This is a genomic window from Pseudomonas sp. SBT1-2, from assembly GCF_028640875.1.
GTDB classification, from domain to species: Bacteria; Pseudomonadota; Gammaproteobacteria; order Pseudomonadales; family Pseudomonadaceae; genus Aquipseudomonas; species Aquipseudomonas chlororaphis_I.
Map to the genome: position 1 here is coordinate 61067 of NZ_JAQZAA010000092.1, position 20131 is coordinate 81197.

Annotated in this window: 22 protein-coding genes; 10 read left to right on the forward strand and 12 right to left on the reverse strand. The window is 65.1% G+C overall.

Annotated features, from left to right (window positions below; translation table 11 throughout):
* The first annotated feature begins 68 nt into the window (after positions 1-68).
* Positions 69-2057, forward strand: coding sequence for a peptidase U32 family protein (locus tag PVZ78_RS19965; protein ID WP_273829123.1), 1989 nt, complete (start codon positions 69-71; stop codon positions 2055-2057).
* A gap of 109 nt (positions 2058-2166) precedes the next feature.
* Here PVZ78_RS19965 and PVZ78_RS19970 read toward each other — a convergent pair whose 3' ends face one another.
* Positions 2167-2712, reverse strand: coding sequence for a thioesterase family protein (locus tag PVZ78_RS19970; RefSeq protein ID WP_009048336.1), 546 nt, complete (start codon positions 2710-2712; stop codon positions 2167-2169).
* Positions 2713-2818: 106 nt separating this feature from the next.
* On the opposite strand from PVZ78_RS19970, the gene PVZ78_RS19975 reads away from it, so the two are divergent.
* The 3 genes from PVZ78_RS19975 (at position 2819) to PVZ78_RS19985 (ending at position 5228) form a co-directional block, all read left to right on the forward strand.
* The gene (locus PVZ78_RS19975) at positions 2819-3781 is read left to right on the forward strand and encodes a GlxA family transcriptional regulator (protein ID WP_273829124.1); all 963 of its coding nucleotides are present in this window, start codon (positions 2819-2821) and stop codon (positions 3779-3781) included.
* A 103-nt stretch (positions 3782-3884) separates the two neighbouring features.
* Positions 3885-4724: an AraC family transcriptional regulator gene (locus tag PVZ78_RS19980; RefSeq protein WP_443218360.1), complete on the forward strand. Its 840-nt coding sequence runs from the start codon at positions 3885-3887 to the stop codon at positions 4722-4724.
* Between the two features lie 93 nt (positions 4725-4817).
* Positions 4818-5228, forward strand: coding sequence for a hypothetical protein (locus PVZ78_RS19985; RefSeq protein ID WP_273829126.1), 411 nt, complete (start codon positions 4818-4820; stop codon positions 5226-5228).
* Between the two features lie 98 nt (positions 5229-5326).
* Here the strand turns inward: PVZ78_RS19985 and PVZ78_RS19990 are convergent, their stop codons facing one another.
* From PVZ78_RS19990 to PVZ78_RS20015, 6 genes are all read right to left on the reverse strand, one after another.
* Entirely contained in the window at positions 5327-5767 is a 441-nt protein-coding gene (locus PVZ78_RS19990) for a GNAT family N-acetyltransferase (protein WP_273829127.1), read from the reverse strand.
* A gap of 15 nt (positions 5768-5782) precedes the next feature.
* Complete coding sequence (locus tag PVZ78_RS19995) at positions 5783-6181, reverse strand: hypothetical protein (protein WP_025809645.1); 399 nt, start codon at positions 6179-6181, stop codon at positions 5783-5785.
* A gap of 115 nt (positions 6182-6296) precedes the next feature.
* Complete coding sequence (locus tag PVZ78_RS20000; protein ID WP_273829128.1) at positions 6297-6662, reverse strand: DUF2784 domain-containing protein; 366 nt, start codon at positions 6660-6662, stop codon at positions 6297-6299.
* 36 nt (positions 6663-6698) lie between these two features.
* A complete protein-coding gene (gene pcsA, locus PVZ78_RS20005) occupies positions 6699-7418 on the reverse strand; it encodes a phosphatidylcholine synthase (RefSeq protein WP_110177362.1) in 720 nt (239 codons plus the stop codon).
* A gap of 303 nt (positions 7419-7721) precedes the next feature.
* Positions 7722-8318, reverse strand: a complete 597-nt coding sequence (locus PVZ78_RS20010) for an NADPH-dependent FMN reductase (protein ID WP_273829129.1) — start codon at positions 8316-8318, stop codon at positions 7722-7724.
* Positions 8315-9169 carry a sterol desaturase family protein gene (locus PVZ78_RS20015; RefSeq protein ID WP_273829130.1) on the reverse strand — a complete coding sequence of 285 codons (855 nt, stop codon included), beginning with the start codon at positions 9167-9169 and terminating at the stop codon, positions 8315-8317. Before PVZ78_RS20015 ends, PVZ78_RS20010 begins: the two co-directional genes overlap by 4 nt.
* A 69-nt stretch (positions 9170-9238) precedes the next feature.
* Between PVZ78_RS20015 and PVZ78_RS20020 the strand changes: the two genes are divergently transcribed.
* A complete protein-coding gene (locus PVZ78_RS20020) occupies positions 9239-10198 on the forward strand; it encodes an AraC family transcriptional regulator ligand-binding domain-containing protein (RefSeq protein ID WP_110177358.1) in 960 nt (319 codons plus the stop codon).
* A gap of 135 nt (positions 10199-10333) precedes the next feature.
* Positions 10334-11575: an MFS transporter gene (locus PVZ78_RS20025; RefSeq protein WP_273829131.1), complete on the forward strand. Its 1242-nt coding sequence runs from the start codon at positions 10334-10336 to the stop codon at positions 11573-11575.
* Here the strand turns inward: PVZ78_RS20025 and PVZ78_RS20030 are convergent.
* Entirely contained in the window at positions 11572-12198 is a 627-nt protein-coding gene (locus tag PVZ78_RS20030; RefSeq protein WP_273829132.1) for a TetR/AcrR family transcriptional regulator, read from the reverse strand. The genes PVZ78_RS20025 and PVZ78_RS20030 overlap by 4 nt on opposite strands.
* 93 nt (positions 12199-12291) lie before the next feature.
* On the opposite strand from PVZ78_RS20030, the gene PVZ78_RS20035 reads away from it, so the two are divergent.
* The gene (locus tag PVZ78_RS20035) at positions 12292-12906 is read left to right on the forward strand and encodes an NAD(P)H-dependent oxidoreductase (protein WP_273829133.1); all 615 of its coding nucleotides are present in this window, start codon (positions 12292-12294) and stop codon (positions 12904-12906) included.
* Between the two features lie 63 nt (positions 12907-12969).
* Here PVZ78_RS20035 and PVZ78_RS20040 read toward each other — a convergent pair whose 3' ends face one another.
* Together PVZ78_RS20040 and ppnN are read right to left on the reverse strand one after the other, a co-directional pair.
* Complete coding sequence (locus PVZ78_RS20040; protein ID WP_007924983.1) at positions 12970-13287, reverse strand: DUF2388 domain-containing protein; 318 nt, start codon at positions 13285-13287, stop codon at positions 12970-12972.
* Between the two features lie 168 nt (positions 13288-13455).
* Positions 13456-14829 (reverse strand): nucleotide 5'-monophosphate nucleosidase PpnN, encoded by a 1374-nt coding sequence (gene ppnN / locus PVZ78_RS20045; RefSeq protein ID WP_009048358.1) that lies wholly within the window; start codon positions 14827-14829, stop codon positions 13456-13458.
* 479 nt (positions 14830-15308) lie between these two features.
* Between ppnN and PVZ78_RS20050 the strand changes: the two genes are divergently transcribed.
* A complete protein-coding gene (locus PVZ78_RS20050; RefSeq protein ID WP_009048359.1) occupies positions 15309-15713 on the forward strand; it encodes a response regulator in 405 nt (134 codons plus the stop codon).
* Positions 15714-15803: 90 nt separating this feature from the next.
* Here PVZ78_RS20050 and PVZ78_RS20055 read toward each other — a convergent pair whose 3' ends face one another.
* Positions 15804-16673 (reverse strand): isocitrate lyase/PEP mutase family protein, encoded by an 870-nt coding sequence (locus tag PVZ78_RS20055; RefSeq protein WP_009048360.1) that lies wholly within the window; start codon positions 16671-16673, stop codon positions 15804-15806.
* A 504-nt stretch (positions 16674-17177) separates the two neighbouring features.
* Between PVZ78_RS20055 and PVZ78_RS20060 the strand changes: the two genes are divergently transcribed.
* Positions 17178-17717 (forward strand): DUF4174 domain-containing protein, encoded by a 540-nt coding sequence (locus PVZ78_RS20060; RefSeq protein WP_041986822.1) that lies wholly within the window; start codon positions 17178-17180, stop codon positions 17715-17717.
* Between the two features lie 133 nt (positions 17718-17850).
* Here PVZ78_RS20060 and PVZ78_RS20065 read toward each other — a convergent pair whose 3' ends face one another.
* Positions 17851-19074: an aspartate aminotransferase family protein gene (locus PVZ78_RS20065; protein WP_273829134.1), complete on the reverse strand. Its 1224-nt coding sequence runs from the start codon at positions 19072-19074 to the stop codon at positions 17851-17853.
* Positions 19075-19174: 100 nt separating this feature from the next.
* Between PVZ78_RS20065 and PVZ78_RS20070 the strand changes: the two genes are divergently transcribed.
* Complete coding sequence (locus PVZ78_RS20070) at positions 19175-20077, forward strand: LysR family transcriptional regulator (RefSeq protein WP_273829135.1); 903 nt, start codon at positions 19175-19177, stop codon at positions 20075-20077.
* Positions 20078-20131 lie beyond the last annotated feature (54 nt).

The window sequence follows — 20131 nt, forward strand, 5'->3', positions numbered from 1 at the left end:
CGGGTGCCGGTCAGGCGTTTCACCGCTACAATGCGCGCCTCGACCGTGACAAGCCTGACTAAAAAAATATGTCCTTGCCCAAGCATCACCTGGAATTGCTCAGCCCTGCCCGCGATGTAGCCATCGCCCGCGAGGCCATCCTGCATGGCGCCGACGCCGTGTACATCGGCGGCCCGAGCTTCGGCGCGCGCCACAACGCCTGCAACGAGGTGAGTGAAATCGCCGAGCTGGTGGAGTTCGCCCGGCGCTACCATGCGCGGATTTTCACCACCCTCAACACCATCCTCCACGACAACGAGCTGGAGCCGGCGCGCAAGCTGATCCACCAGCTGTACGACGCCGGCGTCGATGCGTTGATCGTCCAGGACCTGGGCGTGATGGAGCTGGACATTCCGCCGATCGAGCTGCACGCCAGCACCCAGACCGACATCCGCACCCTGGCGCGGGCCAAGTTCCTCGACCAGGCCGGTTTCTCGCAACTGGTCCTGGCCCGCGAGCTGAACTTGCAGGAAATCCGCGCCATCGCCGACGAAACCGACGCGGCGATCGAGTTCTTCATCCACGGCGCGCTGTGCGTGGCCTTCTCTGGCCAGTGCAACATTTCCCACGCGCAGACCGGCCGCAGCGCCAACCGTGGCGACTGCTCCCAGGCCTGCCGCCTGCCGTACACCCTCAAGGATGAAAAGGGCGGCGTGATCGCCTACGAGAAGCACCTGCTGTCGATGAAGGACAACAACCAGAGCGCCAACATCCGCGCCCTGGTGGAAGCCGGCGTGCGCTCGTTCAAGATCGAAGGGCGCTACAAGGACATGGGCTATGTGAAGAACATCACCGCCTACTACCGCCAGCGCCTGGACGACGTGCTCGAAGACCGTATCGACCTGGCCCGCGCCTCCAGCGGCCGCACCGCGCATTTCTTCCTGCCCGATCCGGAAAAGACCTTCCACCGCGGCAGCACCGATTATTTCGTCACCGATCGCAAGATCGACATCGGCGCCTTCGACTCGCCGACCTTCACCGGCCTGCCGGTGGGCGTGGTGGAGAAAGTCGCCAAGCGCGACCTGCAAGTGGTGACCCATGAGCCGCTGTCCAACGGTGACGGCCTCAACGTGCTGGTCAAGCGCGAAGTGGTGGGGTTCCGCGCCAACATCGCCGAACCCAAGGGCGAATTCGAAGAGGACGGCGAGAAACGCTATCGCTATCGCGTCGAGCCCAACGAGATGCCGGAAGGCCTTTACAAGCTGCGGCCGAACCACCCGCTGAACCGCAACCTCGATCACAACTGGCAACAGGCCCTGCAGAAGACTTCCGCCGAACGTCGCGTGGCCCTGAGCTGGGTCGCGCGCCTGTGTGAAGAACAGCTGGAAGTGACCGCGACCAGTGAAGAGGGGATCAGCGCCAGCGTGACCCTGAACGGCCCGTTCGGCGTCGCCAACAAGCCGGAACAGGCGCTGGAGCAACTGCAGGACCTGCTCGGCCAGCTCGGTACCACGCAGTACCACGCCATCGACATCAAGCTCGATGCGCCGCAGGCTTACTTCATCCCCAACTCGCAGCTCAAGGCGCTGCGCCGGGAAGTGATCGAAGCCTTGACCGCCGCGCGGATCGCCGCCCACCCGCGTGGCAGCCGCAAGGCCGAGACCACGCCGCCACCGGTGTACCCGGAATCGCACCTGTCGTTCCTGGCCAACGTCTACAACCAGAAGGCCCGCGACTTCTATCACCGCCATGGCGTGAAGCTGATCGATGCGGCCTACGAGGCCCACGAAGAGGCCGGCGAAGTGCCGGTGATGATCACCAAGCACTGCCTGCGTTTCTCCTTCAACCTGTGCCCGAAACAGGCCAAGGGTGTGACCGGCGTGCGTACCAAGGTGGCGCCGATGCAGCTGATTCACGGTGACGAAGTGCTGACCCTGAAGTTCGACTGCAAGCCGTGCGAGATGCACATCATCGGCAAGATGAAAGGCCACATCCTCAACATGCCGCAACCGGGCAGCGTGGTCGGCCATATCAGCCCCGAAGACCTGCTCAAGACCATCCCCCGCGCTCCGCACTGAGTGAGTGGGCGGGCGCGTCGCTCGCTCACTCGGTCAAACGCTGGCTGTCGCGCATCAACGCCATTGTCGACCTGGGTCGGCAATGGCGTTGTTGTCTCAGCGACCTGCCTCAACGCGCCGGGTTTTCTTCTGCGCGCAGTTGCACGCTCATGTCATCGCAGCTTTGCGACCAGTCTTTCAGCCACTGTGGCAACTCGGGCGACAGCTCCAGGCCCAGTTCATGGACGAACTCACCGGGGGCGATCGTGCCTTTGGCCGAGCGGAACAGCCCGCGCATCACCACCACGCCGGTGACCCGGCCCTTGCTGACGAAGCGGTGTTCCATAAAGCTCCATTTTTCGTCCCAGCCGAGGATCCGGCTGTGGACCTCGAAGGCTTCGAACAGCTTCAGTTCACGGCGGAACTTGCCCCACACATCACCGACGATCGGCACCGCCCTGTGGCGCAGGGCCACGCGGTAGGCGCCGCTGCGCAGGACGAAGTCCATGCGCCCGAGGTCGGCCAGGGTGAAGTAGCGGCCGTTGGTGACGTGCAGGTTGAGGTCGAGGTCGAGCGGCCAGACGCGCATGTGCACGACGGTGGTGGCCAGGCCTTCGACCGGCTTGCGCCACGGACGACGAAACAGCATGAGCAGCATGCGGAACCAGAGATTCATGAATACACCGATGATTGAAAGGATGGCCGCACTTTAGGCAAGGGGGATCGGCTAAGCTAGGTGCGCAAATGACTTTTTTCATGCGAAAAGCGCAACGGAATCCACAATGCACGTCACCTTGCTCCTGGCCGATCACTGTTCCGCCGCCAGCGCCACCCTGGCCCTGGAAGTACTGAGCGCCGCCAACCTGTTCGCCGACACCGCCAACGCGCCGTTCGAGGTGGTGGTCGCCTCGCTGGATGGCGCCGATATCAGCGCCTGGGGCGGGCAAGCGCTGCGGGTGCAACAGTCCGTGGCCGAGATCGCCCGGACCGACCTGGTGCTGATCCCCGGTTTTCTCTTCACCTTGAAGGAGGCCTTGCCGGCATTTGCCGGCTATGGGCCCTGGCTGCGACAACAGCACGCCCGGGGCGCGGTGCTGGCCTCGATGTGCACGGCCACCTTCCTGCTGGCCGAAGCCGGCCTGCTGAAGGGCGCCCGCGTCACCACCCACTGGGCTTTCGCCGAGCTGTTCCGGCGGCGTTATGCCGGGGTCGAGCTGGACGAGGGGCAGCTTCTCTGCGAGGACCGGGGCCTGATCACCAGCGGCGGCGCGAGCGCCGCCATGGACTTGCTGCTGCACCTGGTGCGGCGCTTCGCGTCCCTGGAGCTGGCGCAGAAATGCGGCAAGTACCTGCTGATCGACAAGGTGCGCAGCGAGCAGTCGGTGTATGTCATGTGGTCATTGCCCAAGAGCCATGGCGATGGCGAGATCCTGCGGGTGCAGGACTGGCTGGAGGAACACTTCGACCAGCCGCTGCTGATCGACGACACGGCCCGGCGCTTCGGCTTCGGCGTGAGGAACTTCAAGCGGCGCTTCAAGGAGGCCACCGGCTACACGCCGCTGGCCTATCTGCAGACCCTGCGCCTGGAAAAGGCCAAGGAGCTGCTGGAGTCCACGCGCATGACCCTGGACAGCATCACCTACAAGGTGGGCTACGAAGACAGCAACTCGTTTCGCCGGCTGTTCCAGCAACGGGTCGGCCTGCTGCCGGCGGCTTACCGCAAGAAGTTCCAGGCCGCCGGCTGAATGCCGGCGCTGCTTGGCGAAATGCCCCGCGGCCAGCACAATCCCCTGCGTCAGGGAGTCGGGCCGGTCAGTGGCCCAAGTCTCATCCTCCACGGGTTTCGCCATGCCGGTACTGCACGACCAATATCAACCCCAGGACCCGGACCGGATCGACCGGCCGCTGTATGCGCTGCGGATCTCCATGCAGGCCACGCGCTGGGAGCGGCCCTGGCACAGCCATCGCAAGGCGCAGCTGCTGTTCCCGCTGGCCGGGGTGATCACCTGCGAGACCGACGAAGGCCTGTGGATGGCGCCGCCGCACTGCGCGGTGTGGATTCCCGGGGATATGCGGCACAACGTGCGGGGCCTGGAGCGCACCGAGAGTTACTGCCTGTTCGTCGAACCGGAACAGGTCCGCGGCCTGCCCGGGGCCTGTTGCACCCTGGCGGTTTCGCCGTTGTTGCAGGCGTTGCTCAAGCGGTGCGTGGAGGTGCCCGAGCTCTATGACCTCGACGGCCCGCAGGGGCGCTTGATGGCGGTGGCCCTGGATGAACTGGCCGCCGCGCCCCAGGAACAGATCCACCTGCCGATGCCCCGGCACCCGCAGCTGCGCGCCATGGCCGCGTCGATCATCGAGCAGCCGGCCGAGCGTCGCAGCCTGGGCGGCTGGGGCGAGCAGATCGGCATGAGCGAACGCAACCTGAGCCGGCTGATCCTGGCCGAGACCGGCCTGAGTTTCGGCCAGTGGCAACGCCAGTTGCACATCCTGCTGGGGATCAAGCGCCTGGCCCGGGGCGAGTCGGTGGAGAGCGTGGCGCTGGGCCTGGGGTATGAAAGCGCCAGTGCCTTTATCCGCATGTTCAAGAAGGCCGTGGGCCAGCCGCCGGCGCGTTTCCTCGCCGAGCGCAGGATGCTGCTGGGCGACCATGCGGCGGGCCGGGACGCTGAATCTTCATTTGGCTGAATCGGTCAATCACTTGTCCAGGTTGACTGATGCAGACAAGGTTTCCTTTGCAGATGATAGGCATTCTTGTTTGTCTCTTGTCGAGGAAGACTTATGAACATCGACCATCATCAGTTTCCCCTGGTCTGGATGCACTACCGCGGCGCGGCCGGCCAGGCCGATCCTTTCAGCCAGCTCGACCAGTTGCTGCAACGCCAGAAGCCCTTTGTGCTGGTGACCGCCGACGCGCCCGGCGAACAACCGCAGCCGGGCGAGGACGCCCAGGCCAGCCTCAAGCAGGCCTCCTTGTGGATGAAGCGCAACAAGGAGGCGATCCGCCGCTGGATCCGGGCCAGTATCGTCATCGCCCCCGACGGCGCGACCCAGGCCCGGGTGGAAGCCTTCGCCGACACCTACCGCAAGTTCTGGGGCTACCCCTTGCTGCACTGCGCTTCGAAGGAGGCCGCCGTGACCATGGTCGACCAGTTGCTGGGGCAAAAGCGGATCAACAGCCATAACTGGTGAGCCAACCCCTTCCTCTGTAGGAGCGAGCTTGCTCGCGATGAACGATAACGCAGTGGATCAGGTACTCCGCGGCACGGCCATCGCGAGCAAGTTCGCTCCTACAAGGCCTTGCTCATAAAGACCCGGCTGCTGCCTTCGGGGTCGCAGGGGATTTCGCCGAAGCGTTGCCAGCCGTGTTTTTCGTAGAAGGACGGCGCCTGGAAGCTCAGGGTGTAGAGCACGGCCGAGCGGCAGCCGCGGCGCCGGCCTTCGTCTTCGCACGCCTGCAGCAGCTGGGCGCCGAGGCCCGCGCCGCGCAGGCTGTCGGGCAGGTAGAACAGGTCGATGAACAGCAGGCCCAGGGAGGTGCGGCCGCTGATGCCGCCCAGGACCTGGCCGGTCTCCGGGTCCTGGAGTTCCACGGCCAGGGGCTGCCGGTCGTGGTAGCCGGTCATCTGCGCATTGAAGGTGGCGAGGCCGTTGCCGAGCAGGGTTTCGAAGCTGCTGTCGAGGGTATCGCTGATGACGATCGAGGGGCTGGCCGTGACGGCGGGTTTCATAGGGGGCATTCCAGTTCAGGCGTCGCGCAACAGGTCGTGGGCGTCGAGCAGGCGGTAGGCGATTTCCGGGTTCTTCTCCAGGCCACGGCGGATCGCGGCGGGGATCGATTGGCGGGTCTTGCGGCACAGGCCCGGCAGCTCGTCGAGCTGGATGGCGATGCCGCGCATGCTGCGCACTTCGTTGAAGCTGGGGGCAATCTGCACGCGGATGCCCAGCAATTCGTACATCCGCCGCTGCATGTGTTCGAGGTCGCTCAGGCTTTGCAGGTTCTCCAGCCGGTCGAGCAGGCGCTTTTCCTCCTGGCGGGTCAGGCCGAGGATGCGCAGGTCGGTGCCAGGGGTTTGCAGCAGGCGCTCGCGGTCGCAGTCACAGGCGCCGGGTGGGCAAGGCTGGCGGATTTGGAAATCGGGCATCTATGGACTCCACTCGAAGCGATCGCGGATCGCCGTTGCCCACGGGGTTGCCTGGAAATATACACAGACGGGGCAGGCTGTGGCGCGGGAATCGCCAGCCACGCCGTCGGTTTTTTCAAGGCTGTCGGCGCCGCCACCACAGCCGCCCGTAGACCAGGGCGTTGATCAGCAGCACCAGCGCGCCCAGGACCAGCTGGATCTGCGGCGTCAGCCCGGCCGGGTAGATCAGCGGGATCAGGTAGTGCTCGATGAAACCGTCGCCATAACCCTGCTGGCCGGCGCCGTGGCGCAGGCGGTTTTCCCAGTCGGTCAGCGGGCAGGGCAGGTGGAAGATTTCGACCGCCACGCCCCAGGTCGCGGCAGGCAGGTGCAGCCAGGCCAGGCGCGGCCACTTGAGCACCAGCAGGCCGCCGAAGAGTACGAACAGGATGAAGGTCAGGTGCAGCGATACCAGGGTGTCGGCGGCGAAGCGGTAGAGCATGTCGAGTCTCGTTGCGGTCAGGGGTACGGCAGGGGTTCAGGTTCGCGCGCGGTCGAACCAGCCCAGCGCGGTGCGCCAGATGCAGATGCCGAGAAAGTACGCCGACATCGCCAGCCACAAGCCCATCACCCAGGGGCCATTGTAGGGATGGTTGACCACCAATGACAGGCTGCACAGCAGCCAGATGGCGGTCACCGCGATGTTCACCGGCATGAAGCGGCGCACGCGGAAGGGGTGGAGGAATTTCATCCGGGTCAGGGTCAGCAGCGCCAGGACCACGATGCTCGAAAGGCTCAGCCAGGGTGTCGGGGCAAGGATGTACAGCGTCAGCGCCACCACGTTCCAGGCTGCGGGAAAACCGACGAAATAGTTGTCCTTGCTCTTCATGTTGACGTTGCAGAAGCAGAACAGCGACGACACCAGGATCACCGAGGTCGCCAGCAGCGCGCTGTAGTCCGGCAGCGGGATGTAGCGATAGATGAACAGCGCCGGGATGAACACATAGGTCAGGTAGTCGATCACCAGGTCCAGCACCGAGCCATCGAAATGCGGCAGCACCGACTGCACATTGACCTTGCGCGCCAGCGAGCCGTCGACCCCATCGACAATCAGCGCCACGCCCAGCCACAGCAGGCAGGCCTTGGGCTGGTTGTCGAACAGCGCCAGGGTGGCGAGAAAGGCCGTGACCACCCCGGTCGCGGTGAAACCATGGGCGCCCCAGGCTTTGAGACTGGCGATGTGTCGGGTCGTTATCACGGGTGTTCTCCAGGAAATGAAACCAGCCGTACGACGCCCCATTGGAAGAAACGGGGGCTTATCGCCAAACCTGGCCAGACTGCATCTATCGACCGGGCCGGCGGCGATAAGGTTCACCGCTGCCCGCGTCTTTGTCAGGCCACTCATGGACTTGTCGGCGTGCAGCATGGCGCCCAAGCCCGTGGCGGCTCCTAAGACTGTAGCCACAGTTTGGCGGGGACGGGCCCTGGCGAACGCGAATTTCTTCACGGCGCTGGGGGAGGCAGGGCGCCCACCGTGGCATTCACTTCCGGTGTCGCGGTGCTACATCCCGTTGGCGAAGGGCACGGCCCGGATATCGATGCGCGAGCGCAGGTGCTTCATCGCACCGGCGTACTCGGCCAGGACCTCCAGGGTCCAGTCGGCACGAGCGCGCAGGTGGCGTTCTTCGGGCGTGGGCTCGGCATGCGCATTGAATACGCCTTCCACCTGGCGAACGATCAGCTGCTCCGGCAAGTAGCAGATCCGGCAGTTCTTGTAGCTGGAGACGCGCAGCTCGGCGAGCGGATAGGCACCACCGAGGCCGGCCGAGACCCCGACCAGCAACGCCGGCTTGTGCCCCAACTCGGTGTGGCCGGCATACACGAAGAAGTTCTTGATGGCCGGGCAGGCCATGCCGTTCCACTCCGGCGTCACCACCACCAGCGCGTCGGCCTGGCGCAAGGTGGCCGAGTATTGGCTCCAGGCGTCGTTCGAGTCCGGGCTTGGCCAGAGCGGCAAGGGCGAGCGCCCGAGGTCGAGCAGCGTGACCTGCTCGCAGAGTTTCAGCTGTTGCAGGCGTTGGCCCAGGTAATGGGCGACCTTGGCCGACTGGCTGTCGAGCTGGCTGGAGCCGGCGAGCAGCGCGATATGCAGGCTCATTGCGTCACCTCCTGCTTGGCTTCGGGCCGCGCCACGGGTTTGGGCGAGCGCACCAGCGGCCAGAACAGTTCCTGCTGCCAACTGATGGGGCGCAGATCCTCGATGCCATAGGCGCTGGGCCGGCGGCGGGTGATTTTCGCGGTGCCGAACAGCACGTCCCAGAAGAACAGCAGATTGCCGAAATTGCCCTTGTAGTGGGTCACCCCGTCATGGGCGCTGAGGCCGTGGTGGGCGGAGTGGGTCGAAGGGGTCGAAATGGTCCGCTCCAGCAACCACATCAGTGGGCGCAGGGCCGGGATGCGATAGAGCCTGTCGTCCCAGGCGACGCTGCTGTGGGCGGCGAAGATCACCGTCATCTTGACGATCAGGTAGCCGTAGTAGACCGGCGCCAGGCCCATGTAGATCAGCAGGCCAGAGAGCCAGATGCCCGGCATCAGCAGGTAATAGAAACTGTTGTTGCGGTAGACGATGCGGATGCTCATGTACGGCGCCGAATGGTGCGCGCGGTGCAGCGCGTAGAGGAACGGCAGGCGGTGGGTCAGGCGATGCCACCAGTACTGGGTCATGTCATCGAGCAGCAGGAACAGCGCCGCGCCCGCCACCCAGTGCAGGTCGCCCAGGCTGTTCTTCAAGGACGGCGCGAAGGTGTCCAGCAGCAGGGTGCTGAGGAACATCACCAGGGGGAAGGTGAGGCCCAGCAACAGCGAGGAACCGATGATCTCGATCAGCACATCGCGGCGCTGACCCTTGGGCTGGCGAAAGCAGGTACAGGCGATTTCCAGGAGGATGAAACCGAGGAAAATCCCGGCCACGACCAGGATTGGATTGTTGGCGAGCATTGTTGTATTCATGGCAATCTCGAGTCAGGCCCGACATGGGCATTGCCCGAACAATAAGAAACCAAGAGCCGCCCGGACCCTATGCGCGAACTGGACAAAAACACTGGCGAAGAGGCCAATCAACCGGTCCGCCGTTTTCACCGGGGCCAGCTCGGCCGGGTGCTGGAACGGGTGCTGCAACGCCAGACCCGCGGCGACCGCCAGGATTACAACCTGCTCGAGCTCGAACAACTGTGGCGCCTGGCGGCAGAGCGCGACCCGGCCATCGGCCTGCACTTGTTCGGCGAATTCACCCCCCAGGACCTGCACGTACTGGCCTACATCTGCCTGTACTGCCCGGACGTGCGCGGCGCCATGCGATGCTGGGCCGACTACGCCGCGCTGGCCTCGGACATGGACAGCCTGAGGCTGGTCAGCGACGGCGATCTGCTCGGCGTCGAACTGTGCATCGACGCGCCCGCCAGGCTGACCCGCTACGTGGTGGAGCATTACTGCGTCATGGCCCTGACCCAGATCCGCCACGGCACCGGGCAAGCTGTGCGCCCGGTGCGCGCCTGCTTCAGCCATTCGCGACCGGCTTACCACGAGGAATATCGCCAGTGGTTCGGCGATAACCTCCAATTCGATTGCCCGCGCAACTGCCTGTACTACGACCAGGCCACCCTGCGCCTGCCGCTGTTGACGCGCCACGCCGGCATGCAGGCGTTGCTGCGCAGCGAACTGGACCGGCGCCTGGCCCAGCGCCTGCAACTGGCTGGCTGGACCGGCAAGGTCGCGGCCAGCATGCGCGACAGCCTGGCCCGTGGCGTGGTGCCGAGCCTGGAGAACCAGGCCGAGGCGCTGTACCAGAGCCCGCGGACCCTGCGCCGGCGCCTGGAAGAGCAGGGCATGACCTTTCGCCAGTTGCTCGATCAGGTCCGCGCCGAGCTGGAGCAGCAGTTGGAGTTTCTCGGCGAGAGCCGCGCCCAGATGGCGGCCCAGCTGGGTTACAGCGACCTCGCGGCGTACCTGCATGCCCGCAAACGCTGGAAGCGCGACTGAATCCAGCACGCGCGCGACATCACAGCAGGCGTTGTGCGGATTCCTGAAAGGAATCCACTCTATAAAAAACATGAATTTTATTTATCGAATTCGAGCCTGTAGCGTGGCCCCGTCCCTGACCGATGGAGCGCCCTCATGTCCACCCCGCAGCCGTTGTCTTCCGCCGAACGCTACTGGCAGCGCAACCTCGCGGTGTGCGCCCTGGGGGCGTTCACCACCATTGTCGCGATGACCCTGCTGTTGCCGTTCCTGCCGTTGTACGTCGAGCAACTGGGCGTCAGCGATCCGGCGGCCATCGTCCAGTGGTCCGGCGTGGCCTTTGGCGCGACCTTCCTGTCGGCGGCGATCACCGCGCCCTTGTGGGGCCGTCTGGGCGATCGCTACGGGCGCAAGCTGATGCTGATCCGCGCCAGCCTCGGCATGGCGCTGGCCATGTCGCTGATCGGCCTGGCGGAGAACGTCTGGCAACTGGTGTTGCTGCGCCTGCTGGCGGGCTTGCTCGGCGGTTATGCCTCGGGGGCGACCATCCTGGTCGCCACGCAGACCCCCAAGGCGCGCTCCGGCTGGGCGTTGGGCGTGCTGTCTTCGGGGATCATGGCCGGCAGCCTGGCCGGGCCTCTGATAGGTGGCCTGCTGCCGCCGCTGATCGGCATCCGCAACACCTTCTTCATCGCCGGCGCGGTGATCTTCGTGACCTTCCTGGCTACCACTTTTTTGTTGAAAGAGGCGCCGCGCGAGCCACGCCAGGCAACGCAAAAGGGCCAGGCGCCGGAGCATTCCTGGGCGTCGGTGACGGACAAGAAACCGCTGCTGAGCATGTTCGCGGTGGCTTGCCTGCTGATGTTCGCGACCATGTCCATCGAGCCGATCATCACCGTGTATCTGCAGGAGCTGCGGGCGGAAAACGTCACCCTGATGGCGGGGCTGGTGATGTCCGCGGCGGCCCTGGGCAGCATCATTTCCGCTTCTCAACTGGGCAAGCTGGCCGACCGTATCGGCCATTGGCGGGTGCTCACTGTGTGCCTGGCCGCGGCGGCGCTGTTGTTGATTCCCCAGGCGCTGGTCAGCGCGCCCTGGCAACTGGTGCTGCTGCGTTTTCTCATGGGCCTGGCGTTGGGCGGGCTGTTGCCTTGCATCTCCAGCATCATTCGCCATTCGGTGCCGGAAAACATCGCCGGGCGGATGCTTGGCTACTCGACCTCCAGCCAGTACGTCGGGCAGGTGCTCGGCCCCCTGGCCGGGGGCTTTCTCGGCGGGCACTTCGGCATGCGCACGGTGTTTGTCGGCACCTGCGGCGTCATGGCCCTGTGTGCCCTTGTCACCTGGTGGTTCGGCTCGATGAAACCTGCCGTGGCGGTGGCCGGCGAAGCCGGTTAGACCGGGCCGGCACCACGCCGCACGCTGCGTTCGACCATGGCGACAATGGTCTCGAACAGCTCGTCGCGGGCTTGCTCGCGGCTGATTTCTCCGGTGGCCGCGGCATGGGACAGGGCCTCGGCGGCCCCGAGCATCGCCCGCAGGCCAGCCGTGGCTATGGTTCCGGGCGCCGCGAAGGGGGCGAGGGCGGTGCGGCATTTTTCCAGGAAGATCAGCTCGTACTCCTCCTTGATCCGCGCCAGTTCCGGCGTACTGGCCAGCGCGGCGATCACCCCGGGGATCTCCCGTCCCTGGGTCAGCACGCAGTCGACATAAGCGCCGGCGATGACCGCCGCACGGCTGTCCAGGGTCGCTTCGCTGCGCTCCAGGGCGGCGTCCATCAGCAGCGTCTGGCGTGCATCGAAGTCCTGGTACAGCGCTGCCAGCAGCCCGGCGCGGGTGACGAAATGGTCATAGACCACCGGCTTGGTCACCCCGGCCTGCTCGGCGAGGCGGCCCAGGGTCAGGGCCTCGGTGCCTTCGGCGCCGATCAATTGCCAGGCCACTTCCAGCAGCTGTTGCAGGCGCTCTTCCCGGGACAGGCGGCGACGAGGGGGTGAAGCCTCGGAGGGGGTGCTTGACATGCTTATATACCAAAAGTAACTTACTGTTCGTAACTTACCAAAAGTATATAGGGCCTGGTTGCCGCCCTCAATTCATTTGCAGGAGCCTTTGCCATGCATGCGCTTATCGTTGTCGCCCACCATGATCCCCGCTCGCTCAGCCACAGCCTGGCGGCGCAGGTCGCCGAGGGCCTTGGGCCGTCCCACTCGTTCGAGATCGCGGACCTGTTCGCCGAGGCATTCGACCCACGCTTCAACGTCGCCGACCACGCGGTCCACCGCCGGCAGGAACAGCCTCCGGCCGACGTGCTGGCCGAGCAGGCGCGCATCGACCGTGCCGATGCGCTGGTGCTGGTCTATCCGGTGTACTGGTGGTCGATGCCGGCGCTGCTCAAGGGCTGGATCGACCGGGTGTTCGCCAACGGTTGGGCGTTCGATTTCAACCTCGAAGCCAATCGCTTTGAGAAGAAACTCGGACACCTGCGGGTGCACCTGCTCGGCATCGGTGGGGCCGATGCCGGCACATACGGGCGCCACGGCTACGAGGTGGCGATGAAGACCCAGATCGATCACGGGATCTTCGATTACTGCGGCGCGCGGGTGCTGACCTCGCAGCTGCTGCTGGAATCGGAAAGCCAGGACCCGGCGCTGCATTTGCGCACGGCCCGGGCCATCGGTCGTGGTCTGTTCACCCGCGCCGAAACCGCCGCGGCGGTCCAGGTGGGGTGAGGGGAGGATGCACCGTGCGGCTCCGCGACGTCCCGGTCGCGGAGCGCAGGACGGCACAGGCCGTTAGTGCCCGGCGGGCTGCGCCTGTTGAGTGAGGATGGCCCTGGCCAGTTCTTCATCGCTGGCGTTGAGGCCTGGGTTTTCCTGGCGGATTTTCTGCAGCACCGACTCCAGGTAGACACCACGGATGGCACCACCGCTGGCGACGAAACTGGAGGCGTCGTCACGGGCGGGAATCACCATTTTGTCGTCCTTGAAGGTCGAGTACAGCGAGGCGGAAACCCCTGCCGAGGTGGCGACATCACCCGCATCGACACGGGCCATGGCTGAACCTGCGGGCAGACAGAGCAACAACGAAGAAACGAGTAATAGGCGGCGCATGAGGGCGTCCTCCGACAGCGTGAAGCAAAAAGGAAGTACTACACCATCTAGGATGCGCGGTACTGCCCGGGAGTTCCCTGGGCGCCGGCTGTACCCGCTGGCCGGGCGTTTTGCGTGGGGCAGGAAACGGCCCCCGGCATTGCACCGGGGGCCGTCGTCAACGGGCTGTCAGCTGACGACCCGGTAGCACGGCACATAGGCCGCGCCGCCCGGCAGTTTCATCCGGTGCTGCTGGACGAAGGATTTGAGCAGGTGATCCAGCGGTTGCATGATCGCGGTGTCGCCGTGGATTTCGTACGGGCCGTGCTTCTCGATCAGGCGGATGCCCTTGTCCTTGACGTTGCCGGCGACGATGCCGGAGAACGCGCGGCGCAGGTTGGCCGCCAGTTCGTGGGACGGCAGTGCGTGGTCCAGTTGCAGGCCGGCCATGTTGGCGTGGGTCGGGTCGAACGGGCGCTGGAAGCCTTCGTCGATTTTCAGCAGCCAGTTGAAGTGGAAGGCGTCGTTGCGTTCGCGGCGGAACTGCTTGACCTCCTTGAGCCCCTCGGTCATCTGCCGGGCGACCTCGGCCGGGTCGTCGATGATGATCTGGTACAGGCTGTGGGCCGCATCGCCCAGGGTCGCGCCGACGAAGGCATGCAACTGCTCCAGGTACGGCGCGGCGCTTTTCGGCCCGGTGAGGATCACCGGGAACGGCAGGTCGCGGTTGTCCGGGTGCATGAGGATGCCCAGCAGGTACAGGAACTCCTCGGCGGTGCCGGCGCCGCCCGGGAAAATGATGATGCCGTGGCCGACGCGGACGAAGGCTTCCAGGCGCTTCTCGATGTCCGGCAGGATCACCAGCTCGTTGACGATCGGGTTCGGCGCCTCGGCGGCGATGATGCCCGGCTCGGTGAGGCCCAGGTAACGGCTGCCGCTCATGCGCTGCTTGGCATGGGCAATGGTCGCGCCCTTCATCGGGCCCTTCATCACGCCCGGGCCGCAACCGGTGCAGACGTCCAGTTTACGCAGGCCCAGCTCATGGCCGACCTTCTTGGTGTACTGGTATTCCTCGGTGCTGATCGAGTGGCCGCCCCAGCACACCACCATCTTCGGCTCCACGCCCGGGCGCAGGGTGCGGGCGTTGCGCAGCAGGTGGAAGACGTAGTCGGTGATGCCCTGGGAGCTTTCCAGGTCGATGCGCTGGCTGGCCAGCTCGCTTTCGGTGTAGACGATGTCGCGCAGGGCGCTGAACAGCATTTCCCGGGTGCTGGCGATCATCTCGCCATCGACGAAGGCATCGGCCGGGGCGTTCAGCAGTTCCAGGCGCACGCCACGGTCCTGCTGGTGGATGCGGACTTCGAAATCCTTGTAGGCGTCGAGGATGGTCTTGGCGTTATCGACATGGGCGCCGGTGTTGAGGATGGCCAGGGCGCACTGGCGGAACAGGGCATAGATGCTGCCGGAACCGGCTTCGCTGAGTTGTTGCACTTCACGTTGGGACAAAGTCTCCAGGCTGCCTTTGGGGCTGACCGAAGCGTTGATGACGTGTCTTGGTTGCATTCTGGATTCCTTGAAAACGAGACCACCGGCCCATGCGGGCCCATGGCTTAAGAATAGTGAGCGGCGGTCGGGACGCCGGGAAAAACATTCTCCCGGGCTTCACGACGCAAAGGCAAACGGGGCCACCGGAACGTGCGGCCCGTGCGCCTCGCTACTTTCTCACAGCTGGTGGTCCGAAGCGAAAGCGGCGTGCATCGCCCTTGGCTATGCTCAGCCCATTCACCCATAGGGCTGGGGAGCGCAACCGGGCGCCGGCAGTGCCAGCCTCGTCACGACATTGGGAGTGCGTGAACATGGCACCTGCATCCGAGCGGTCCGGGGTCAACAAGAGCTGCTGAAGTGATTGCCTGTCATGTCACCCATGGCGCTCCGTCGATCTTGTCCGAAGCCTGAATGAATTTATCGGCCCGGCACTGCTCATAACTCTAAGTGGCGTAATCGCGCCAGGATCGTGTACGCAGTCAGGGAGCGGCATCCTCATGAGTCCAGTGTCATCCGTCGATCCAGGCCAGCCTTGTCGCCTGCTGTTGGTGGTCGAGGACGAGCCGATGATCCTGGAGTTTCTCTGCGAGATCCTGCAGGACGAGGGTTTCGCCACCCAGGCCATGCCCAGCGCGGATGCGGCGCTGCGGTTCCTGGAAAGCCATCCGGAGCAGGTGCGCCTGCTGCTGACCGATATCAATATGCCGGGCACCCTGAACGGCGCGGGCTTGGCCAACCGGGTGCGCGAGCGCTGGCCGGGCATGCCGGTGCTGGTGATGTCCGGTTACGAGACGCCGCAAAGTTCCGGAATTCGCTATCCGGTGTCGTTCATCCGCAAACCCTGGACCATCGGGCAGATCCTCGACTGTGTCGATGAAGCGTTGAACGGGACGGGGGAATAAAGAGTGGGGCGGAAGGTGAGGCGCGAAGCGGCTTTCGACCACCCAGGACCTCGGGTCCTCGGTGATCGCAAGGGAGGGTGAGCTAGCGGCTCACTCTTTGACGCTCATGAACTCTTTGGCCCAGACGATGTAGTCCTCGGGCTGGGTGTAGGTGTGGGCCAGCTCGGTGGCGCTGAGGTCCGAGGCCTGGGTGAAGATCTGCCGCTGTTCGCGCAGGCAGTCGTAGGTGGCCTTGATCGCCGCGAAATACGCCGCGTGGCCGTCGACGATGATCTTCGCGCCCAGTTGCGCCAGGCGCGCATCGTCGCGCAGCGCCGGGTTGCCGTAGGTCACCAGCATCAGGGGCACCGACAGGTGCTCGGAGATCTGTTCCAGTTGCTCGAAATCCTTGACCCCGACCATGCAGATGCCGTCGGCGCCGGCGCGCTCGTATTGCTGGGTGCGGCTGATGATTTCCTGGATCGGCAGGATCGCCGCGTTGGTCCGGGCGATGATCGCCAGTTCCGGGTCGACCCGGGCTTCCAGCGCCGCGCGGATCTTGCCCACGCCTTCGGCGACCGAGATCAGGTCGGTGGACTTGCGTCCGAACTGGGCCGGCAGCAGGGTGTCTTCGATGGTCAGGGCGGCGACGCCGGCGCGCTCCAGCTCGACCACGGTGCGCATCACATTGAGGGCGTTGCCGTAGCCGTGGTCGGCGTCGGCGATCACCGGCAGTTGGGCGACGCGGCCGATGCGGGTGGCCTGCTCGGCGAATTCGCTCAGGGTGATCAGGGCGAAGTCAGGCGCGGCCAGCACCTGCAGCGAGGCGACGGAGCCGCCGAGAATGCCCACTTCGAACCCCAGGTCGGCGGCGATCCGCGCTGACATCGGGTCGAAGACGGAGGCAGTGTGGAAGCAGGAGTCTGAAGCGATCAACTCGCGAAAACTACGGCGTAAATCTTGATGAGACAGCCTGGACATACGAACTCCCGGAAGGAGGTAAAAGAGATGCCGACGATAGCGTCGAGTCAAAAATGCAATCGGTCGTCCAGCGAGCCTGTGTAGAAGGGTCGCTGCGAAAACCTGGGCAGATGAAGACGAAGCAAGCAGGTATGAAACGGCGGGTGACGCCGCACCGGATGGAAAAAGCCAGGCGGGCGCTCTTGTTATGGCCGGGGTGAAGGCTATCACGCCGCCGCGGCGAAAATGATGACGAATTCGTATGGGCCCATGCCAGAACGGCATAGGCCATGCCGGTTGTCATGGGCGCCAGGGCGGGTCGATCATGCCGATTGAGAGGGTTCGCTCATCACTGGTATTTATGGGAGCGTCGATCGCTCGCGACGAAAACGAGCACGCGCAGCGACGGTTCCCGCACCGCGGATCACGGGCATGGCTCAATAAAATGTCAGAATTTGAGTCCAGGTCTGGACCTTTTCCCCTGATGCGCAATCATTAGGACGTGGATACCCAAAGGAGAGACGCATGTTCATTCGGTCATTGACCCTCGCAACGCTGCTCGCTGTCGTCGGCCCCGCAATGGCGGCCGACAACGAAGGCCCTCTGGCCCAGGATCAGGGCAAGGCGCGCCCATTGATCGTGATTGCACCCAGCTCCGTGGACCCGACCCTGGTGGCGCTGAAGAAATCCCTCGACGAGCCGGCCAACCGCCAGGCCTTCAGCGAACGCAACATGGTGCTCTACACGGTGATCAACACCATCGGCCAACGCGACGGCAAGGACCTGGACCCGCAATCGACCATGGCGCTGATCCGCAGCCTGAAGCTTGGCGCCGGGGCGCAGACCAAGGTGATCCTGGTGGGCAAGGACGGCGAGAAGAAGCTCGAACATTCCGGGGCCATCGAACTCAAGGAAGTCTTCAGCACCGTCGACCAGCTGCCGGCCGCGGAGAAGGAAGCCATTGCGCCGACGTTAGCGCCGGTCTCGGAAGTCAAGGCAGCCCACGCCGGCAAAGCCGCCAAATCGGGCAAGCCTGCGGCGCCACCGAAACCGCTGGACGACTGAGCCCGGCCCACACCGTTTGCTGATCCATCCCATCGCGAGCAAGCTCGCTCCTACAGAAACGCGCATGCCCCCTGTAGGAGCGAGCTTGCTCGCGAAGCGTTCTGATTAACCTCACCCGGCCATCAGGCATCGGTCACGACACCGCCAGCATTCCTGCCTCTTTTGTTGCATCGCCATCGACCTCGGCGCTTTGCAATGTCCGGCTGACCCCGCGCACGATCATCTCGACTTCCCGCTCGTCGATGATCAGCGCTGGCAGCAGGCGGATGGTGCTGCCCCGGGTCACGTTGATCAGCAGTCCGTGATCCTGGGCCGCCCGGAGCGCCAGCTCGCGTTGTGGGGCTTTCAGCTCGATGCCGATCATCAACCCCAGGCCGCGCACCTGCAGGACCTGCGGGTGATCGGCCAGTTCCGTCCGCAGGCGTTGCAGCAGGTGCTCGCCCTGGCGCCTGGCGTTGGCCAGCAGGCCTTGTTGCTCGATGATCTCCAGCACGGTGCAGGCCACCCGGCAGGCCAGCGGGTTGCCTCCGAAGGTGCTGCCGTGGCTGCCGGGGGTGAACAGGTGCGCGGCCTTGCCCCGGGCCAGGCAGGCACCGATGGGGATGCCGTTGCCCAGGCCCTTGGCCAGGGTCATCACGTCCGGGACTACGCCTTCATGCTGGCAGGCGAACCACTGGCCGGTGCGGCCGATGCCGGTCTGGATCTCGTCGAGCATCAGCAGCCAGTTGCGCCGGCTGCACAGCTCGCGCACGCCCTTGAGGTAGCCGGGCGGGGCCAGGCGGATACCGCTTTCGCCCTGGATCGGCTCCATCAGCACCGCGGCGATACGCGGGCCGTGGGCCTGCGCGGCTTGCTCCAGGGCGGCCAGGTCACCGAAGGGCACCTTGAGAAAATCCCCCGGCAGCGAATTCAGGCCCAGGCGTACCGCTGGCCCGTCGCTGGCCGCCAGGGTGCCCAGGGTGCGGCCGTGGAAGGCGTTCTCCATGACAATCACCAACGGCCGCTCGATGCCTTTGTGCCAGCCGTGCAGCCGCGCCAGCTTCAACGCGGTCTCGTTGGCTTCGGCGCCGGAGTTGTTGAAGAACGCCCGGTCCATCCCGGCCAGGCGGGTCAGCCGCTGCGCCAGTTGCTGTTGCCAGTCGATGCCGTAGAGGTTGGAGGTGTGCAGCAGCAGGCCGGCCTGTTCGCTGATGACGCTGACCAGTCTGGGATGGGAATGGCCGACGCCCGTCACCGCCACGCCGGCCACCGCGTCCAGGTATTCGCGGCCGGCCTGGTCCCAGAGGCGCGTGCCCAGGCCGCGGGTGAAGCTCAGCGGCAGCGGCTGATAGGTGTTCATCAGGCAGGTGGCGGTCATGACGGGTAGCTCCATCCAAGGGGTGTGCTGGCAGTATCGTTAGCCACCTGAGCTAGATAAACTCGTCAATTCTTTAATCATCTTCAAGTCAGGGTTGATAATGGATCTGTTCCAGGCGATGACGGTGTACGTGAAGGTGGTGGAGGCGGGGAACATGACTGCCGCCGCCCGCGAGTGCGGCCTGTCCACCACCATGGTCGGCAATCACCTGCGGGCCCTGGAGCAGCGCCTCGGGGTCAGCCTGCTCAGCCGCACCACCAGGCGCCAGCGCCTGACTGAGTTCGGCGCCGAGTATTACCAGCGTTGCCTGGCGGTGCTGGGGTTGGTGGCGGACTCCGAGCGCATGGCGGAACAGGTCCAGGGCGAGCCGTCGGGCACCCTGCGCATCACCGCGCCGCTGACCTTCGGCACCGAGCGCCTGGCGCCGGCCCTGAGCGAATTCCAGCTGCGCTGCCCGCAGGTCAAGGTGGAGCTGACGCTGGCCAACCAGCGCTTCGACTTGATCGACGGTGCCTTCGACGTGGCTTTTCGCCTGGGCAACCTGGACGCCTCGTCGCTGATCGCCCGGCCCCTGGAGGACTACACCCTGACCATCTGCGCGGCGCCGGACTATCTACAGCGCTGCGGCACGCCACGAGTCCCGGAGGACCTGCAGCACCACAACTGCCTGGCGTTCGCCTATCCGGCCGGTGACGAGTGGAGCTCCACCGCCACCCAATGGCCGTTGCGCGGGCCCGAGGGCGACGTGCTGATCCCGGTGTCCGGCTCGCTGCTGACCAACACCTCGTCCGGCCTGCACCGCGCGGCGCGGGGTGGCTTGGGGGTGGTGATGATGCCCGATGCCCTGGTGGAAGAAGACCTGCAACAGGGGCGGCTGGTGCCCGTGCTGCAGGACTATCAATTGCCCCGGCGGGCGATGCACCTGCTCTATGCCCAGGACCGTTACCGCCTGCCCAAGCTGCGCAGTTTCGTCGAGTTCGCCTTGGAGAAATGGGGGCGCTAAGCAAGCGCCAGGTCATGAAACAAAGACCCCGCCGTGCCGACCTGGCAGCGACGG

Coding starts and splice junctions, on each gene's coding strand:
- PVZ78_RS20070 (WP_273829135.1), top strand. CDS start 19,175: ATGGATCTGTTCCAGGCGATGACGGTGTACGTGAAGGTGGTGGAGGCG.
- PVZ78_RS20020 (WP_110177358.1), top strand. CDS start 9,239: ATGCGCGAACTGGACAAAAACACTGGCGAAGAGGCCAATCAACCGGTC.
- PVZ78_RS19965 (WP_273829123.1), top strand. CDS start 69: ATGTCCTTGCCCAAGCATCACCTGGAATTGCTCAGCCCTGCCCGCGAT.
- PVZ78_RS19975 (WP_273829124.1), top strand. CDS start 2,819: ATGCACGTCACCTTGCTCCTGGCCGATCACTGTTCCGCCGCCAGCGCC.
- PVZ78_RS20030 (WP_273829132.1), bottom strand. CDS start 12,198: ATGTCAAGCACCCCCTCCGAGGCTTCACCCCCTCGTCGCCGCCTGTCC.
- PVZ78_RS20000 (WP_273829128.1), bottom strand. CDS start 6,662: ATGCTCTACCGCTTCGCCGCCGACACCCTGGTATCGCTGCACCTGACC.
- PVZ78_RS19995 (WP_025809645.1), bottom strand. CDS start 6,181: ATGCCCGATTTCCAAATCCGCCAGCCTTGCCCACCCGGCGCCTGTGAC.
- PVZ78_RS20025 (WP_273829131.1), top strand. CDS start 10,334: ATGTCCACCCCGCAGCCGTTGTCTTCCGCCGAACGCTACTGGCAGCGC.
- PVZ78_RS20050 (WP_009048359.1), top strand. CDS start 15,309: ATGAGTCCAGTGTCATCCGTCGATCCAGGCCAGCCTTGTCGCCTGCTG.
- PVZ78_RS20015 (WP_273829130.1), bottom strand. CDS start 9,169: ATGAATACAACAATGCTCGCCAACAATCCAATCCTGGTCGTGGCCGGG.
- PVZ78_RS19990 (WP_273829127.1), bottom strand. CDS start 5,767: ATGAAACCCGCCGTCACGGCCAGCCCCTCGATCGTCATCAGCGATACC.
- PVZ78_RS20065 (WP_273829134.1), bottom strand. CDS start 19,074: ATGACCGCCACCTGCCTGATGAACACCTATCAGCCGCTGCCGCTGAGC.
- PVZ78_RS19970 (WP_009048336.1), bottom strand. CDS start 2,712: ATGAATCTCTGGTTCCGCATGCTGCTCATGCTGTTTCGTCGTCCGTGG.
- ppnN (WP_009048358.1), bottom strand. CDS start 14,829: ATGCAACCAAGACACGTCATCAACGCTTCGGTCAGCCCCAAAGGCAGC.
- PVZ78_RS20040 (WP_007924983.1), bottom strand. CDS start 13,287: ATGCGCCGCCTATTACTCGTTTCTTCGTTGTTGCTCTGTCTGCCCGCA.
- PVZ78_RS19980 (WP_443218360.1), top strand. CDS start 3,885: ATGCCGGTACTGCACGACCAATATCAACCCCAGGACCCGGACCGGATC.
- PVZ78_RS20055 (WP_009048360.1), bottom strand. CDS start 16,673: ATGTCCAGGCTGTCTCATCAAGATTTACGCCGTAGTTTTCGCGAGTTG.
- PVZ78_RS19985 (WP_273829126.1), top strand. CDS start 4,818: ATGAACATCGACCATCATCAGTTTCCCCTGGTCTGGATGCACTACCGC.
- PVZ78_RS20035 (WP_273829133.1), top strand. CDS start 12,292: ATGCATGCGCTTATCGTTGTCGCCCACCATGATCCCCGCTCGCTCAGC.
- PVZ78_RS20010 (WP_273829129.1), bottom strand. CDS start 8,318: ATGAGCCTGCATATCGCGCTGCTCGCCGGCTCCAGCCAGCTCGACAGC.
- PVZ78_RS20060 (WP_041986822.1), top strand. CDS start 17,178: ATGTTCATTCGGTCATTGACCCTCGCAACGCTGCTCGCTGTCGTCGGC.